Source organism: Psychrobacter sp. (genome assembly GCF_041554015.1).
Classification (GTDB): domain Bacteria; phylum Pseudomonadota; class Gammaproteobacteria; order Pseudomonadales; family Moraxellaceae; genus Psychrobacter.
In genome coordinates this window covers 78,514-94,866 of the sequence record NZ_JBFFMS010000002.1, presented here as the reverse complement: position 1 = coordinate 94,866, position 16,353 = coordinate 78,514, and the positions used below count along the sequence as shown (strand labels likewise).

The 16,353-nt window shown below is 42.8% G+C and carries 15 protein-coding genes; 6 read left to right on the top strand and 9 right to left on the bottom strand.

Annotation, left to right across the window (positions count from 1 at the left end; all coding sequences use genetic code 11):
• Nucleotides 1-108 precede the first annotated feature (108 nt).
• Nucleotides 109-957: an EamA/RhaT family transporter gene (locus ABYU67_RS01415; protein WP_372843216.1), complete on the bottom strand. Its 849-nt coding sequence runs from the start codon at nt 955-957 to the stop codon at nt 109-111.
• 291 nt (nt 958-1,248) lie between these two features.
• On the opposite strand from ABYU67_RS01415, the gene ABYU67_RS01410 reads away from it, so the two are divergent.
• From ABYU67_RS01410 to ABYU67_RS01400, 3 genes are read left to right on the top strand one after another with little or no spacing between them, the layout of a single operon-like run.
• Nucleotides 1,249-3,150, top strand: coding sequence for an ABC transporter ATP-binding protein (locus ABYU67_RS01410; protein ID WP_372843215.1), 1,902 nt, complete (start codon nt 1,249-1,251; stop codon nt 3,148-3,150).
• Between the two features lie 50 nt (nt 3,151-3,200).
• On the top strand, nt 3,201-4,088 hold the full coding sequence (locus tag ABYU67_RS01405; protein ID WP_372843214.1) for an alpha/beta fold hydrolase: 888 nt from the start codon (nt 3,201-3,203) through the stop codon (nt 4,086-4,088).
• A 9-nt stretch (nt 4,089-4,097) separates the two neighbouring features.
• Nucleotides 4,098-4,715: an alpha-ketoglutarate-dependent dioxygenase AlkB gene (locus tag ABYU67_RS01400; protein ID WP_372843213.1), complete on the top strand. Its 618-nt coding sequence runs from the start codon at nt 4,098-4,100 to the stop codon at nt 4,713-4,715.
• A gap of 11 nt (nt 4,716-4,726) precedes the next feature.
• On the opposite strand, the gene ABYU67_RS01395 is transcribed toward ABYU67_RS01400, so the two are convergent.
• From ABYU67_RS01395 to ABYU67_RS01385, 3 genes are all read right to left on the bottom strand, one after another.
• A complete protein-coding gene (locus ABYU67_RS01395; RefSeq protein WP_372843211.1) occupies nt 4,727-5,722 on the bottom strand; it encodes an NADP-dependent oxidoreductase in 996 nt (331 codons plus the stop codon).
• Nucleotides 5,723-5,783: 61 nt separating this feature from the next.
• Nucleotides 5,784-6,542, bottom strand: a complete 759-nt coding sequence (locus tag ABYU67_RS01390) for an endonuclease/exonuclease/phosphatase family protein (RefSeq protein ID WP_372843285.1) — start codon at nt 6,540-6,542, stop codon at nt 5,784-5,786.
• Between the two features lie 211 nt (nt 6,543-6,753).
• Nucleotides 6,754-7,866 (bottom strand): hypothetical protein, encoded by a 1,113-nt coding sequence (locus ABYU67_RS01385; RefSeq protein WP_372843209.1) that lies wholly within the window; start codon nt 7,864-7,866, stop codon nt 6,754-6,756.
• Nucleotides 7,867-8,358: 492 nt separating this feature from the next.
• On the opposite strand from ABYU67_RS01385, the gene ABYU67_RS01380 reads away from it, so the two are divergent.
• The 3 genes from ABYU67_RS01380 (at nt 8,359) to ABYU67_RS01370 (ending at nt 11,455) form a co-directional block, all read left to right on the top strand.
• The gene (locus ABYU67_RS01380) at nt 8,359-10,554 is read left to right on the top strand and encodes a M3 family metallopeptidase (protein ID WP_372843208.1); all 2,196 of its coding nucleotides are present in this window, start codon (nt 8,359-8,361) and stop codon (nt 10,552-10,554) included.
• On the top strand, nt 10,555-10,812 hold the full coding sequence (locus tag ABYU67_RS01375) for a YheV family putative metal-binding protein (protein ID WP_372843207.1): 258 nt from the start codon (nt 10,555-10,557) through the stop codon (nt 10,810-10,812).
• A 112-nt stretch (nt 10,813-10,924) separates the two neighbouring features.
• On the top strand, nt 10,925-11,455 hold the full coding sequence (locus tag ABYU67_RS01370) for a hypothetical protein (RefSeq protein ID WP_372843206.1): 531 nt from the start codon (nt 10,925-10,927) through the stop codon (nt 11,453-11,455).
• A 211-nt stretch (nt 11,456-11,666) separates the two neighbouring features.
• Here ABYU67_RS01370 and pnp read toward each other — a convergent pair whose 3' ends face one another.
• The 5 genes from pnp to ABYU67_RS01345 all read right to left on the bottom strand — a co-directional run bounded on the left by pnp (nt 11,667) and on the right by ABYU67_RS01345 (nt 15,959).
• Nucleotides 11,667-13,769: a polyribonucleotide nucleotidyltransferase gene (gene pnp, locus ABYU67_RS01365; RefSeq protein WP_372843205.1), complete on the bottom strand. Its 2,103-nt coding sequence runs from the start codon at nt 13,767-13,769 to the stop codon at nt 11,667-11,669.
• A gap of 609 nt (nt 13,770-14,378) precedes the next feature.
• Nucleotides 14,379-14,645 (bottom strand): 30S ribosomal protein S15, encoded by a 267-nt coding sequence (gene rpsO, locus ABYU67_RS01360; protein WP_045443035.1) that lies wholly within the window; start codon nt 14,643-14,645, stop codon nt 14,379-14,381.
• A gap of 318 nt (nt 14,646-14,963) precedes the next feature.
• On the bottom strand, nt 14,964-15,149 hold the full coding sequence (locus tag ABYU67_RS01355) for a hypothetical protein (protein ID WP_372843204.1): 186 nt from the start codon (nt 15,147-15,149) through the stop codon (nt 14,964-14,966).
• Between the two features lie 55 nt (nt 15,150-15,204).
• A complete protein-coding gene (locus ABYU67_RS01350) occupies nt 15,205-15,375 on the bottom strand; it encodes a hypothetical protein (RefSeq protein WP_372843203.1) in 171 nt (56 codons plus the stop codon).
• Nucleotides 15,376-15,431: 56 nt separating this feature from the next.
• On the bottom strand, nt 15,432-15,959 hold the full coding sequence (locus ABYU67_RS01345) for a type 1 glutamine amidotransferase domain-containing protein (protein WP_372843202.1): 528 nt from the start codon (nt 15,957-15,959) through the stop codon (nt 15,432-15,434).
• Nucleotides 15,960-16,353: the final 394 nt, after the last annotated feature.

Below are 16,353 nucleotides of genomic sequence, written 5' to 3'. Positions count from 1 at the left end.
TAACCTTACCATAGGACGCTATATGTGCCTATATCTGTTACGTTGAAGATTTAACAAAATGCTGGGTTCCGCTTCTCTTTTATGCCAAATATTTTAAGCCACAAGTCATTAAGCCAAAAACAGCACTGCCACACAGCAAATTGCCAATAATAAGCCTAATATATTGATACGGTTAAGTGATTCTTTAAATAGGCCAACGCCGATAAGCGTAGCGACAGCAATCACTCCAACATTCATCCCAGTAAAGACGATACTTGGCGACTCGGACAGCACTTGATGGGCACGAATATAAGCATAAATATTGCCCATGTTTAGCGCACCAAGTAATATCCCTGCTGCGAGCGCCTTACCTTGCCAGCGTACGCGCGTGACGAGCAAGTAAATCAATAATAATAGACCTGCCAGACCAAAGCTGACAAATAGTGTCAGTGGAAAAGCCGCACCTTGCTTAGCGACTTGTTTGAATAAAATATCAATAACGCCGTAGCCTGCCCAGACGCCAAACAACCATAGCGGTGTCTGCTTGGCTTGTTTGCCAATCTGCCCCTGCTGCGGACGGTAAATCAGCGCCCCAAGTGCCAAAAATCCAAGCACTAAGCCAAAAATACGTGTGCCCGTGAGCACTTCACCAAATAACAAAAAAGCGGCGACAATAGGAATAATCAATGACAATCGCTGAGCGGCATCGGTCGCTACCATACCCACCGCTTCAATCGCACGCCCAAGAATGATAAACACCGCTGGCAGTAGCACACCAAGAGCAATAATAACCGCCCATGCACCGCCAAGAGTGCTCATGCCACTGACATCTGGCTTGAGTAAAAACCACGTCAGTAAAAAAGCGACCGGATAACCTGCAACGATGGTTTGGCGGATATCAATATGGCGCTGACGCAATACTTTAAGGAGCACAGAGACGGCAACGCTACACAGCACTGCTATCGTTAAATACATCATAGATTTTGCCTTACTATTGCTTTAGTCATCCATTATATTGAGTATGGGTTTATATCAATATAATTTTTAAAATCAAAGAAAACCATAGAATGTAACAATATATTTCTTAAGCAGCAAGTTATTTATCTTTATGAGTCAGACGATATGAGAATTAGTGTCTGCTGCGTTCAAATTACAATTAGTCTGTAAGCGTATTGGTCAAGATTTGCTAAAATAGACGTCTACTTACTCACCCTATAATGACTCAAGATAGCATTTTACCCTGCTTATCTTGACGTATTGCTATTGCCTATGAATGCTCTGTTTCGCTTTTTTGAAAATCGCCTACCTGCCTTCCCTGAAACCCCGATGCCGCTGCCCTCACCTCGTGATGGTATGCTAAAGTTTTTGTGGGCCTGTACCAATGGTCTACGTGGCTGGCTACTATTGTTTATGATTTTATCAGCCGGTATCGGTATTTACGAGGCCATGCTCTTTGCTTGGATTGGTAATATCGTTGACTGGCTTGGAATTTATACCCCGCAAAACCTATGGCTAGAAAAAGGCGATATGCTGCTGCTCATGCTGGCGGTAATGATCATCAGCCCCTTGTGGATTGCTTTGTCCTCATTTATTCATTTTCAGACCTTGCAAGGGGTATTCCCGATGCAGATGCGCTGGCGTTTCCATCAGCGCATGCTTGGTCAATCGATGCAGTTTTATCAAGATGAGTTTTCAGGTCGCGTCTCAGCTAAGGTGATGCAAACAGCGCTAGCTGTACGTGATACCGTCATGACCGTGACCGACATGTTTATGTATGTCGCCGTCTATTTTATTACTTCAGGTATTATCCTTTTCAATCTTGATAGCTTGCTACTGATTCCCTTTATCGCCTGGTTTGTTTTAGTTTGGCTTGCGATGTGGTATTTTATTCCTAAACTTAAACAGACAGCTATCGTACAAGCAGATGCGCGCGCCTTGATGACCGGGCGTATTACTGATGCTTATGCCAATATTATGACCGTTAAGCTGTTCAGTCACTCGCGCCGTGAGCTCAGCTATGCCAAAAATGCCATGGGGCAGTTCTTGGGTACGGTCCATGCCCAAATGCGCTGGGTCAGTTATCTTGAGTTTTCAACGCATCTGATTAGTGTGATTTTGGTCAGTAGCACTGCCGGTATCGGCTTGTATCTATGGCAACAAGGTGCGGTTGGCGTTGGGGCTATTGCTGCCGCGACAGCCATGGCACTACGCTTAAATGGTCTGACGCGCTGGATTATGTGGCAGACGGCAAGTCTGTTTGAAAGTATTGGAACCGTGCAAGATGGCATGCGTACTTTATCAGCGCCGCAAAAAATCGTTGATAAGCCTAATGCATCCGTTTTAAAAGTCACCGAAAGTCGTATCGTTTTCGATCATGTTGATTTTAGTTATGAGAATGATAATGTCGCTGTCGAAGCCGATACCTCAGATGAAGTAAAAACCTCAGCAACGACGACTACCAAGTTGCTTGATAACTTTTATCTGGACATCAAACCCGGTGAAAAGATAGGCTTGGTTGGGCGCTCAGGTGCTGGTAAATCAACCTTGGTTAATCTACTACTGCGCTTCTTTGATGTCGATAGCGGCAAAATCCTTATCGATGGCCAAGCAATTGATGAAGTTACTCAAGAGTCGTTACGTCAACAAATCGGCATGGTGACCCAAGATACCTCTTTATTGCATCGTACCGTACGCGAAAACATCGCTTATGGTCGCCCAGATGCTAGCGATGAGCAGATTATTACAGCTGCCAAGCAAGCGCAAGCATGGGACTTTATCAAAGACTTATATGATGATAAGGGCAATACAGGGCTTGATACTCAAGTCGGTGAGCGCGGGGTCAAGCTCTCTGGCGGCCAGCGTCAACGTATTGCCATCTCACGCGTGATGCTCAAAAATGCGCCTATCTTGCTATTGGATGAAGCCACTAGCGCTCTTGACTCTGAGATTGAATTTGCCATTACCGAAAGCTTGAATGATATTATGACTGGTAAGACAGTTATTGCTATCGCCCATCGCTTATCAACCATTGCCGCGCTTGATAGACTGGTAGTGATGGATAAAGGGCAAATCATCGAACAAGGTAGCCATGAGGAGCTGTTAAATCTACATGGTGTTTATGCCCGCTTGTGGCATCGCCAAAGCGGCGGCTTCTTAGGTGAAGACAGTTAATTGGCAGCGTTTTACTATTACAAAATTCCTCACAAGGACGTGGTTATTTTATGGAAGCCTATACACATCGCATTAATCTTGCAGGCAAGCAGGCGCGCTATTATGATTTACAGCAATTTAATTCAAATGCTGACACAAACCATAAACGCCCATCTGCCCATTTTTATGGTGGCAATAGTTTTACTGTCGGTACCTATGCGCCGTTATTAAAGCAGCTGTCAGCCAGCTTTAGTCTAAGCTCATTGGCATTACGCGGCTATTGGTACGATAAACCGCAAGCACGCCGCCTAACGCGTGAGCAAGATGCTGAGCTACTGATTGAGTTTTTGGAAAAAACCCAAGATAAGCCCATCGTCGGTATCGGACATTCTCAAGGTGCGACTGCGACCGCCATGGCTGCCGCGCAGCGCCCAGAGCTTTTTTCAGAGCTTTATCTTATCGAGCCTGTCACCTTTACCAAAAAACAAGCAACCCTATATAACCTGTTGCCGCGTCAGTTTTTATTGAGTCGCGAGCCCTTTAAAAGCACTTTAACCAAACAAACCATGTGGGCAAGTGCTCAAGAATATTATGAGCACTTGCGGATACAGCGGGCGTATCATCGTATCAGTGATAGTCACTTAAAAATTTTTGCTGAACAAAGTCTGAGCACAAATGATGACGGTAGCTATACTCTGCTATTTTCACCAGAGCAAGAGCTGGCCAATTATTTTGGCGCCCCTCATATTGATGCCGCCCTTAAAAAACTAAGCTGTCCTTATATGCTTATCACTGGTAAGCCAACTTTGTTTATCAATCCAAAAGTTCGCCAACAATGGCAAAAGTTTGTCCCTGATGGCAGCATGATTTCTTTACTAGATTACGGTCATCTTCTGCCCATGGAAGCGCCTGAATTGTGCGCCCAAGTTATCAATGAGCATTATCAGCGCAGAACATAGGCTTACTATATGACTGATCTTTTTGCCCCAGCACCAACTGACAATCTACTGCCTTATGATGGTCAGGTAAATGATTTAGGGATTGTAATTGATTACTCTAGTCCCCTATTTTATAGCCTAGTAACTGAGCTACCTTGGCAAGCGGACATCGTGACGTTATTTGGCAAGACCCATGTCACGACTCGTCAAATCGTTTGGATGGGTGATGGCGATATTGACTATCAATATGCTGGTCATAGGCGTCAAGCCATCCCTTGGAGCGATACAGTGTTTCATGTGAAACATCATATCGAGCAGCAATTATTAGCACTTGGTATGCAGGTGGATTTTAACTCTTGCTTACTTAACTACTATCCGTCTGGCGATGAGGGTATGGGGTATCATGCCGATGATGAAAAAGAGCTGGGTGAACAGCCAATTATCGCGTCTTTATCCCTTGGCGCTACACGCAAATTTGTCTTTAAACATAAAAAAACTCAAGATAAAGTCGAGCTTTATCTTGAGTCAGGTCAGCTTATTGTCATGCATGGTGATACCCAGCGCTTTTGGAAGCATAGCATTACCAAAACTAAAACGGTAGCGACAGGGCGGATTAGCCTAACCTTTCGGCAAACGTTAAGCGCTTAGATAAATCACATTTAGCTAACTTGTAATACAAGCTTGCCAAATGCATCGCCTTTTTGCAGTTCATGATGGGCGCTCACAACCTCTGATAATGGATACGTCTTTTGCAATCGTAGCGTTAGCTGACCAACGGCCACCATTTGTAGCACTCGCGCCATATCTTCACCATTACGCTGAGCCGCGTAACCTTCAACGCTTAGATTCTTTTGACTGCCTGCTGCCTTGAGTTTATCGACCCAAATCGTTGGCAGCACGTAGACCCGTCCAGACTCTTTGACGACATTTAGTGCCCGTACGCCTGCTTCATCACCGACCAAATCTAATAAGACATCGGCTTGTAGCTCAGGGAACGCATCGTCCTTCGTGTAATCAATCCAGCCTGCAAGCTGGCTGGTATCTATCAAGCTATGCAGTTTTTCATACTTCTCTGCTGAACAAATAAGCGTGACTTTGATATTGTTTTTGGCAACTTTATCCATTAACAGCTGAATTAATAAATGACCAACACCACCTGCTGGAGCATTCATCACCACATGCTCGCCCTCTTTGATATCAGCGAACTCAGCAAATTGTAGTGCCGTTTGTCCGATACAAGGTAATGCGCCTGCTTGCTCTAAGCTAACCGTTTCAGGTACGTGTGCCAGCATTTTGGCATCGACAGCGACATATTCTGCGTAGCATCCACCGTTAAAGGTCAATGCTGCAACCTGATCACCAACAGCAAAGTTTGTACTTTTGCTTTTGACCACTGTACCTGACATATCAAAACCCAAAATCGCCGGCTGATTGTGGTCAAACTTGTCTTTTTGAATATTGGTAGCGCCCCAGCCTTTTCCTTGGCGAGTTTTATAATCAACAGGATTGATACCGGCGTAAGCAATTTTTACTAGTACCTGCTCATCTGTGAGCTCAGGTATGGCGACATCAGCTTGATACGTCATGACATCAGGTTCACCAAACTCACGTATGGTGACGGCATGCTGGGTCGTTGGTATAATGTTATCAGACATAATTTATCATCCTTTTTTATTTTAAGGTTATGCGTTATTTATTCCATGAATCATTTTTACTTTATAGCAATGCCAGCTCGGCACTTAAAGGCAGATGATCAGAAAGGGTTGACCAAGGTTTGCCCGTATGTACCCAAGCATCCTTTATTCTCAAATTACGGACATAGATACGGTCTAAGCTCAATACAGGCAGCTTTGCTGGAAAGGTCGGCAGCAGTTTACCGTGACAATGTTTAAACGCCTCCGTCATACCCAAACTTGATGCCAATCTGTCACAAGACATTTTTTTCCAATCATTAAAATCACCTGCCAAAATCAGGGGACGGTCAGGGGCAATCTCATCTCGGACATAGTTCGAAATCGCCTCATATTGCTTGATACGGTCGCGCTCAAATAGATTTAGATGGGCACATAAAACCACCACTGGCACATCCCAACCGAGCGGCTGCACTTCACAGTGCAACACCCCGCGCTGCTCAAGCTTATTGACCGTAATATTGACATTGTGCTTGGGATCAAGTGGAAATCGGCTCAATACCGCATTGCCATGATGACCATTATCATATTCTGAGTTTTTGCCATAGCTGTTTTCTAATTGCAGATATTCACCAAACCATTCGTGCTGAGACTGATCAGGGTATTCATTATATTGAATATTGCGCTTGAGGTTTTGCCCTTGTACTTCTTGGAGGCAAAGTATGTCCGAGCCAATAATATCAAGCGCTTGGGCGATACCCTGAACCTTGACTTGGCGATTCATCGGCGACATGCCTTTATGGATGTTATAGCTTGTGAGTACAAAAGAGGTGGTATTAGTCATCATGGTAGTAGTCATAAACTCAGTACTTAGCGAGTAGGTAGTAAATATGGTCGGCTTAAAATAACAAAATCATCGATTGCAATAGAGTTGAGGCGCTATAAAACCCTATATGTAAAAAGAGCATTGGCTCAACCTGAACCAATGCTCTCATACTATACCTATGTGCTATCAATGACCAATGGCTAATTCGTTACTGAGCCTAACTTATCTCTTAATAGCGGGTGACAAGAGCAATCGGTTGGTCTGCACTCATGATATCTTGTGGCATAAAGACCGCTTTGCCGCCATTATGAATGACATGTTCAATGATTTCACCAATAGCATCATCCGTTATACCTTCTGCGCTTGAATCCTCAGCAGGACTAAGCGTTTGCGCTTTTTCATCGATTTTGGCTGGTTGGATATAACCGCGGCGGACATACAACGTATCGCCGACGCCCTGAAAAGCACTGCGATAGACCTCTTGCAAGTCCGTTTGTAGTTTATTTGCCCCGCGCGCTTTATCAATCTCGCCCAGTGCCGCTTGATGTAGCGAGGTACGATAGCCTTCTACGGCTTCTTGGACACTGTTAATAATATGCTGGGCCCCACCCTCATCTAGATTGGTGGCGTTTGATACCGTAGCAATGATATTGTCTGGACGGTCACAAACATCTTTATAGTAACCAATATTTTTGGTGTCGCCGACGACAACCAACGGCATTTTATGCTCGCCCCACAGCTCTTGCACGCTTTTATCTACTTGGTTAAAGAACTCTTTTAAAGCACTGCTCTCATTATTCGCTGAGCGATCTGAGCCACCATCGCTTGTCGTATGAAGTCCATTATTATCGATAGGAAATGGGATATTTTCCATATTATTTTGGGCAATATCCTCTACTTCAAATTCTCGTACCACGCGATCATTAGAGGCTTCAATTAAACGCGCCTTATCACGGGTCAGTACCAAAGTATAATAATGCACAGCGCTTGCCATATCACGCACCAAGTCACGAGTGGCAAAGCGGTGTGAGATGACCACGCGTTCAGTGGTATCAATAGGCATACGAATGACTTGTACATCATCCGTACTTGCAAAGATAGCTAAGGTATCTAGATTGAGATTATGATTCAGCTCTTTGGTCTTAGCATGGATATTTTCTAAGATAGTGGTCGCTGTACGCTTGTCGTATTCATTGGTTAGACGCTCTTCGACAACTTTTAATTGGTTTTTTAGGGCAATAGGGTCTTTGTCATTGGCAGGGTGTTCGCGGTGCGTTTTGACAAAAATACTGACTGCAGGATTCGCCTTTGTCTCGCGTAAGCTTTTGAGAGTTGCTTTCATTTATTGCTCCTTGTTTTATGACTATGAATTTCCAGTATTACCTTTGGTATGCCGTGCCTGTTATTTATTTTAGATTTTTGCACTCAAGCAACGACGTACTCTTATTAACATAGCATGCTTAATACGCTATTCATACTACAACACTATTAACGCCAGCTATTCTATAACCCTACCAACATGACCAGGCAAGCGATAGGGTTAATTTGCAAGCAAATGATGATGCTTTGTAAATAGTATCAACCGCTGCTATAACAATTTTAATAACAGTAACCTGAATATCCGTCTTTTAACGCTCAAATTCTCGCCTTGTATTTTCATCAATGAAGACCCATCATTTACCTAATACCCTATAAATTTTTATCAAATACACCATAACGATTGGCCTTGCATCGAGGCACTGAGTTTTATACTGATTAATTTTACTGACACTGCCCTTTAACGCTTAAAATAATCACATCCCATTAAAGCAGTTTATTTATAACGGAACCCTTTATGACTTCTCTTTCTCCAGCGTTACACCTTATTGATTTTGCAGATACTGCACCAAGCACCTTACAACAGCAAGTAGTCAGTGCCATTGACGCGGCCAACAGATTTTTAGATGAATTGGCGGTGATGACAGCTAACAATGAGGCATCGGTCGTTATAAATGCTGAGCAGGCGCTAACCCATATAAAAGACTTTGACCATATCAACCTAGCTTTAGATTGCAGTTGGGGTATTTTGTCGCATCTTAATAGCGTGATGAGCAATGATGACATACGTCATGTCCATCACGAGCTGCTACCTAAGCTGTCCGCTTATGGTACGCGGGTTGGACAGCATCAGCCGCTATTTAGCTGCTATCAAACGATCGTTAAAGATGAGGCATACTTTGCAACCCTTGATCCTGCACGCGCGCGGGCTATCGAGCTTGCGCTACGCAGTTTTGAGCTATCAGGTGTCGCATTACCAAAAGACGACCAAGAAAAGTTTGCGGCTATTCAGAGCAAGTTATCTACTTTATCAGCGACTTTTTCAGACAACATATTGGATGCGACCCAAGCCTATGCCTTACCGCTTAAACCCGAACAACTAGCAGGTCTAACCGAAAGTGGGTTGGCGCTACTTGCAGATGCTGGCGAACAATATAAAGCCCGCGAGCTTGCCCGTGGTACGCTCACGCAAGCAGAAATCGATGCGTTACCAAATCCTTATTATGTTGCAAGTCTAAACATCCCTGTTTACCTTGCTATTATGACCCACGGCGATGATCGCAATCTGCGCGAGACCCTATATCGCGCTTATGTTACCCGCGCCTCTGAGTTTGATGCGCATACCAACGCCAAAGGTGAGTCGCTCAACAACGCTGAGATCATGAGTCAAATTCTGCAATTACGTGAGCAAAAAGCCAAGCTCTTAGGTTTTGATAATTATGCAGAGGTCTCACTATCGACGAAAATGGCAGATAACGTAGCAGAAGTAGAAACCTTTTTACGGAGTTTGGCCACGCAAGCAACCCCAGCAGCTAAGCAAGATTTGGCACAATTACGACAGTATGCACAGGATTATGGTATTGAGGAGTTACAGGCGTGGGACAGTGCTTATATCGCCGAAAAAGTAAAGCAAAGTGAGTTTAGTTTATCGCAAGAAGAAATACGCCCATATTTTCCACTGCCAAAAGTGATTGGCGGGTTATTTGCCATCGTTGAGCGTCTATACGGTATCAAAGTCCAAGAGCAAACGGCATCCGTATCACGCTGGCACGATGATGTCAGTTTTTATCAGTTGTTTGATGCTGATGATAACTTGCTTGGTGGTTTTTACTTTGACTTATTTGCTCGTAGTGGTAAACGTGGCGGCGCGTGGATGAGTGGTTTTCAGTCGCGTTATAGTTACGATGAAAAAAATCATCAGCAATTGCCCGTCTGCTTTATGGTCGGCAACTTTACCCCTGCTCTCGATGGCAAACCAAGCTTATTGACTCACGATGAGGTATTGACGCTATTCCATGAGTTCGGTCATGGTCTGCATCATTTATTAACCCAAGTGACGGTCGGTGATGTCGCTGGGGTCAATGGCGTCGAGTGGGATGCAGTCGAGCTGCCCAGTCAATTTATGGAAAATTGGGCATGGGATGCCGAGGGTATTGCCCTGATTAGCAGTCATGTCGAAACAGGCGCGCCTTTACCAAAAGACAAACTTGCAGCGTTATTGGCGGTGAAGAATTTCCAAAGTGGCATGCAAACCCTACGTCAGATCGAATTTGCGCTGTTTGACTTATTGATTCATGCGCAGACGCCAGCGCTTGATTACGACGGTATCCTTGCAACCTTAAATGCAGTGCGCGATGATATTGCTATCATGCAGACGCCTGACTATAACCGCTTTGCCAATGGCTTTAGTCATATTTTTGCAGGCGGTTATGCGGCAGGTTATTACTCGTATAAATGGGCAGAGCTGTTATCAGCAGATGCCTTTAGTAAGTTTGAAGAAGACGGTATTTTTAACCCAATGACTGGTAAATCATTTCGTGAGACTATTCTTTCGGTCGGTGGCAGTTTCCCAGCTAAGACCAACTTTGAAAACTTTCGTGGTCGCAGCGCCAATATTGATGCATTGCTACGTCATAGCGGCTTTGTTGATGCTAAAAACAGCACTGAAAGTAGCGCTCAAACCAATGCCCAACTGACACGCGAGGTTATCTAAATGCGCTATCAATCGTCAACCACCAAGCGTCGGTTTTTAGCAGGGGTACGCTGCCCAAAATGTCAGGTCATGGATGCGGTAGTGCAAATCAACATTGTTGAACCTGAGCCAGATGAGTACATCGAATGCACCCAATGTGGACATACAGAACATCGCCCTGATCCTGACGATATCAGTGCCAAAAACCATGCTGAAGACCAAATGTATCGTGATGCCATGAATACCGGAACCAGTGGTACCGTTAAATTCAAACCCTAACTGTTAAGTGTCAAGTTTTAATCCATACTAGCCTATCTAGCAATAGATGGGCTTTTTTATGTCGAGTTTGCTATAGTATGGCAGAATATCTTTAGCCTAAATTGAACGTAGTATGAAAAACAAAAAAATACGTCCTTTCGCTCGTAAACTCTCTAAACAGTCTGTCCACTCTACTAAACCACGTCAAAAATGGTGGCTTGGTATTTTATTAATCGTGCTGTTAATCGGTTATTTTGTGTGGCAAGGCATGGCACCGTACTCTCATCAGAGCACTGCTGAAAATTTGCCACTGTCTCCGAAACAAGATGAGCCTACACAGAGCGCTTCTGTAGCCTTAGACGATAATGCTAATAATAATTTTAATGATGAAAACCAAGATAGGGCTGACCTGACAGACTCTGTCATTCCAGATCCTAAAGCGATCTTAGAAGCCCCCTTACCAGAAACAGACAGCTTAGCCAAAGAAGAGATTGATCGTCTAGAAGATGAGCGTAAACGCTTGGCTGAACAAGAAAAGCTCGCTGCTGAGCAGATTGCCATGACCAAACAATTAACGGAACTTAAAGCGCAAGAAATCGCCCTACTTGAGCAACAAATTGCCCAATTAGAGGCTGATACAGCGGCTAAAGATAAGGTTAACTAATAATTATCGCCAAATAATACCTACTTTTATTTAGGGGTTGATAAAGTCTCTATATGACTTAACTGTATATCGCTCTTCACCTACCTAAAAATATAATCCTATCGCTTTTTTATCTCAATCATATTTACGCCCATAAAAAAACCGCCTTGAGCACTGATCATCAGTGACCCAAAGCGGTTTTTAGATATTAACCCATACTAAATACTAAGCATTAGCTCTGCTCAATACCTTTCATGGTCAACTTGATACGACCACGGTTATCAACATCTTGTACCAATACTTTAACGATTTGACCCTCAGTCAGATAGTCAGAAACGTTTTCTACGCGCTCATCAGAGATTTGCGAGATATGGACGAGACCATCAGTGTTTGGTAATACGTTAACAAATGCACCGAAGTCAACGATACGAGCGACCGTACCTTGGTACGTTTTACCCACTTCAACTTCCGCCGTGATTGCTTCAATCTTAGCAATCGCCGCTTTGGTTGCCGCTTTGTTTTCACCAAAGATACGGATAGTACCAGCATCATCGATATCGATAACCGCGCCTGTTTCTTCCGTTAGCTGACGAATCGTCGCGCCGCCTTTACCAATAACGTCACGGATTTTGTCCGGATTGATTTCAATCACTGCATAGTTCGGCGCATGAGCATTGATTTCAGTGCGGCTGGTAGGCAATACTTTATTCATCGCATCTAAGATATGGATACGACCAGCATGGGCTTGCTTAAGCGCTTGCTCCATGATATCTGGGGTGATACCTTCGATTTTAATATCCATTTGCAGGGCAGTGATACCGTCTTTAGAGCCAGCGACTTTAAAGTCCATATCACCAAGATGATCTTCATCACCTAGGATGTCAGACAATACAGCAAAGCGCTCGCCTTCTTTGACAAGACCCATAGCGATACCAGCAACTGGTGCTTTGATTGGTACACCAGCGTCCATCAATGCCAAGCTTGCGCCGCAAACAGAAGCCATTGACGATGAGCCGTTTGATTCAGTGATCTCAGATACCACACGGATAACATACGGGAAGCGTTCGCTATCAGGCAGCATCGCTTGTACACCGCGGCGTGCAAGACGACCATGACCGATTTCACGACGCTTAGGGATACCTTCACGACCGGTCTCACCAACTGAGAAATGCGGGAAGTTATAATGCAACATGAAATGATCACGAATCGTGCCCGCTAGTGAGTCAATCATATTAACGTCGCGAGTATTACCAAGGGTAGTCGTTACTAATGCTTGGGTTTCACCACGGGTAAATAGTGCTGAACCATGAGTAAATGGTAATACACCTACCTGTACGTCAAGGGCACGAACCGTCTCTAAATCACGACCATCAATACGTGGCTTACCAGATAAGATGTTGTCACGAACAGTACGATATTTTAGATCGTTATAAATTTCTTTTAACTCAGATACGGTATCAGCATAGCTCTCTGACTCAGCATCACCAGCAAGCGCTGCGATAGCGGCGTCTTTAATCTCGTCAAGTTTTGCATAACGAGCTTGCTTGTCAGTAATGGTATAAGCGTCAGACACTTGCGCGCCAAACTGCTCTTTCATGCTGGTCTCTAACGCTTGATCGCGTGCAGGAGCGGTAAATTGCTGCTTAGCCGTACCGACCTCAGCAGCCATTGAAGCAATGTTATCAATAACGATTTGTTGCTGCTGATGACCGTATAAAACCGCGCCTAGCATTTGATCTTCTGATAGCTCTGCCGCTTCAGATTCAACCATCAATACCGCAGATTTAGTACCAGCAACGACCAAGTCAAGATCACTTTCTTTTAGCTCTTCAAGGGTCGGGTTTAGTACGTATTCACCATTGATAAAACCAACACGGGCTGCAGCAACAGGACCATTAAATGGCGCATCAGAGATAGCTAGCGCTGCTGAAGCACCAATTAGAGCTGCGATATCTGCTGATTGAGTTTTGTCAGAAGATACAACCGTCGCTGTGATTTGAATCTCGTTGACATAGCCTTCAGGGAATAGCGGACGGATTGGACGGTCAATCAGGCGTGAGGTTAATGTTTCAGACTCGCTCGCACGACCTTCACGTTTGCCATAAGCACCTGGTATTTTGCCAGCTGCGTACATTTTTTCTTGGTAGTTTACAGTCAATGGAAAGAAGTTTTGACCTTCTTTGGCATCAGACTTTACTACAGCGGCTACCAATACCGTGACGCCGCCCATATGGACCAAAATAGAGTTTGCTTGACGTGCAATACGTCCAGTTTCAATGATAACCTGCTGGTTACCATATTGGAATTCACGCTTAATGGTATTAAACATTGTCATATAATTTTCCTAATATTGACTGACGACATAATATCAGCTCAAAAACCCTGATATCTGTCATTAAAATTCTTTATATATAGCTTCTAATCGACTGCCTTTATAGCTATAAAGCTGTCTATAAAAACCATCATTATCAAATATTTATATCATGCAATGGGCTGGTATAAACCGCGCAGCCCGCATCTTTAGTGCTACTGATATTCGGTTTGCTATAACGCTCATTTAAGTTTTATAGCATGAGAGCTACTCTATTTACAGAGCCTTTTAGCTACTGTAATCATGCATATTTATCTATTATAAAAAGTGCAAAAAAACGACTAAGGCATTATTTTACAGTGATTTATGGTCATTGACCAATCAAATGCAGTGCTGCCTGTTTCTTAATGATACTTATTGATCAGTTAAATATAAGCTCAAACTTATATACTTTAGCTCATACCTTACTGATAAGCATAAAAAAACGGCGTGAAACTATTCCACACCGTTTTTAGAAAAATCTATTTTATCGATATCAACAAGCAAGTTCCAAATAGCTGCACAGAAATTTCAAGATACTTACCAATGCAGGCATATCTTATTTTGGCAGCCATTCGTACTACTGTCGTCAAATTAACGACGTAGACCTAACTGGCTAATAAGGGTGGTATAGCGACCAAGATCTTTACCTTTTAGGTAATCAAGCAATTTACGACGAGTGTTAACCATACGGATAAGACCGCGACGGCTATGATGATCCGCTTTGTGTGCTTTAAAATGGTTCTGTAGATCGTTGATACGAGCACTTAATAAAGCTACTTGAACTTCTGGTGAACCTGTATCGTTTTCGCCACGTTGGTATTGAGCAATGATTTGTTCGCGATCGGTGTTAGTTAGCATAAATCTCTCCGGCAATGCTAAGAGCGCCAAGACAATCTTAAAAACTTAAGTATCATGGAGCAATAGAGTAATCAATAAAATAGCCTGTACGTCATTCAGGACAACCCTGCATTACTAGAGTTGACCTAGTGTACGACAAGCTCATGAGTCATAACTGTCATCTAAAATCGTTTAGAATACTCTAAACCATATTTAAAGATGGCGCCAATTATAACAAAAAACTGCTGAGCTAACAGCAGTTTTTTGTTATGGTTTATCGGTTTAATCTTTCATGAATATCCAAGAATATCTGTAAGAAATCCAGACCTATAATGCCTCTTATTCGCGGCTTTTATTGTTAACATCGTCTTCACTGGCTGTACCGCCGAGCGCATCGTCTGCTAAAGGGGCGGTAGTAGCTTCTGCTAAACTATCAGGAGAATGATCAGCACGAAAATTAATATCGTCTACAAGTTGATCAACCCCTTGTTCATCATTATCCAAACTTTTTACTGAATCTTTCATATTCACTCCTATTGACCGTTATTTTTCTAAACACATTCATAGGTTGAGCGGTTAACTATTTATCTTCTTGTTTGCTTTGTTGATTTTTTAAATTATCAGCAATACGCTCTGCGGCAGCTTCAGTGTCTTTGCTATGATTGTCTTCAGTCTGACTTTTTAGTGCTGCTTTTGCAGAGTCAGAGCGTTGTTGTTCAAATTTGGTATCGTTTGGATTAGGCTGTGTCATGGTGTTATATCCTTATAAATAAAAAGTATTCTAAATTAAGACGATTGACGTTTATGTCAGTATGTTAAAGCTTTGTCAATCGCTGCGACAAAATTATCGATATCATCTGGGTTACGTGAAGTAATTAGATTGCCATCTATCTGCACACTTTCATCTACAAATTTTGCCCCAGCATTTTCTAAATCAAGCTGCAAAGTATGATAAGCCGTTAAAGTTTTGTCTTTAGCGATGCCCGTATTGATCAGTACCCAAGGCGCATGGCAAATAACAGCAAGTGGCTTTCCTGCCTCATAAATTGCACGAATAATCTTATGGGCTTCTTCATTACCACGTAGGGTGTCTGCGTTTACCGTCCCACCTGGTAAAACCAAAGCATCATACTCATCAGGTTTTGCCTCTTTTGCAAAAATATCAGCAGTAAAAGTAGCGCCTTTATTGACGTCTTGCTGCATACCTTGGACTTCTTTTTGCTTATCAGTCGTTATGAGTAGCGTATTGTAACCTTTAGCTATTAGCTGGTTATTAACCTCTTCATATTCTGCTTGCTCAAAGTTATTGTGCAGTAAAAAAGCAATCGTTTTCATAGTACTTCCTATCATTTATAGATTGTGGATCTAATTAGATAACGTTTTTATAATCGTAATAATTAAGTTGGTTTTATATTAATTGAAGTCTTGTTATTTTTATTAGTTTCTCTTTCCCAAAACTTATTATTCTTATTATTTTCCATTCTTTTTAAACGAAAGTTATCGTAAATCCATTTTGTATTATTATATTTATTATTCTTCTATAGGGTAATTTTTATAATATACCTTCTTATTATGCCTTTTTTATTATGTCTTATTATGATAATGCTTTTTATCCCTGTCATGCTTTCCCTAGCTGACCTAATCAAGATACAAAAAAAGCAGGTTTCACTATAGATGAAACCTGCAATAAAATGTGACGATATGTGATTTGTGTGAACTCTTAGTAAGT

What these genes read in the sequence shown, in the direction of transcription:
- ABYU67_RS01350 (WP_372843203.1), bottom strand. Translation starts at nt 15,375, where the DNA reads ATGACACAGCCTAATCCAAACGATACCAAATTTGAACAACAACGCTCT.
- ABYU67_RS01405 (WP_372843214.1), top strand. Translation starts at nt 3,201, where the DNA reads ATGGAAGCCTATACACATCGCATTAATCTTGCAGGCAAGCAGGCGCGC.
- ABYU67_RS01415 (WP_372843216.1), bottom strand. Translation starts at nt 957, where the DNA reads ATGATGTATTTAACGATAGCAGTGCTGTGTAGCGTTGCCGTCTCTGTG.
- ABYU67_RS01375 (WP_372843207.1), top strand. Translation starts at nt 10,555, where the DNA reads ATGCGCTATCAATCGTCAACCACCAAGCGTCGGTTTTTAGCAGGGGTA.
- ABYU67_RS01345 (WP_372843202.1), bottom strand. Translation starts at nt 15,959, where the DNA reads ATGAAAACGATTGCTTTTTTACTGCACAATAACTTTGAGCAAGCAGAA.
- ABYU67_RS01410 (WP_372843215.1), top strand. Translation starts at nt 1,249, where the DNA reads ATGAATGCTCTGTTTCGCTTTTTTGAAAATCGCCTACCTGCCTTCCCT.
- ABYU67_RS01370 (WP_372843206.1), top strand. Translation starts at nt 10,925, where the DNA reads ATGAAAAACAAAAAAATACGTCCTTTCGCTCGTAAACTCTCTAAACAG.
- ABYU67_RS01355 (WP_372843204.1), bottom strand. Translation starts at nt 15,149, where the DNA reads ATGAAAGATTCAGTAAAAAGTTTGGATAATGATGAACAAGGGGTTGAT.
- ABYU67_RS01390 (WP_372843285.1), bottom strand. Translation starts at nt 6,542, where the DNA reads ATGACTAATACCACCTCTTTTGTACTCACAAGCTATAACATCCATAAA.
- pnp (WP_372843205.1), bottom strand. Translation starts at nt 13,769, where the DNA reads ATGACAATGTTTAATACCATTAAGCGTGAATTCCAATATGGTAACCAG.
- rpsO (WP_045443035.1), bottom strand. Translation starts at nt 14,645, where the DNA reads ATGCTAACTAACACCGATCGCGAACAAATCATTGCTCAATACCAACGT.
- ABYU67_RS01380 (WP_372843208.1), top strand. Translation starts at nt 8,359, where the DNA reads ATGACTTCTCTTTCTCCAGCGTTACACCTTATTGATTTTGCAGATACT.
- ABYU67_RS01385 (WP_372843209.1), bottom strand. Translation starts at nt 7,866, where the DNA reads ATGAAAGCAACTCTCAAAAGCTTACGCGAGACAAAGGCGAATCCTGCA.
- ABYU67_RS01395 (WP_372843211.1), bottom strand. Translation starts at nt 5,722, where the DNA reads ATGTCTGATAACATTATACCAACGACCCAGCATGCCGTCACCATACGT.
- ABYU67_RS01400 (WP_372843213.1), top strand. Translation starts at nt 4,098, where the DNA reads ATGACTGATCTTTTTGCCCCAGCACCAACTGACAATCTACTGCCTTAT.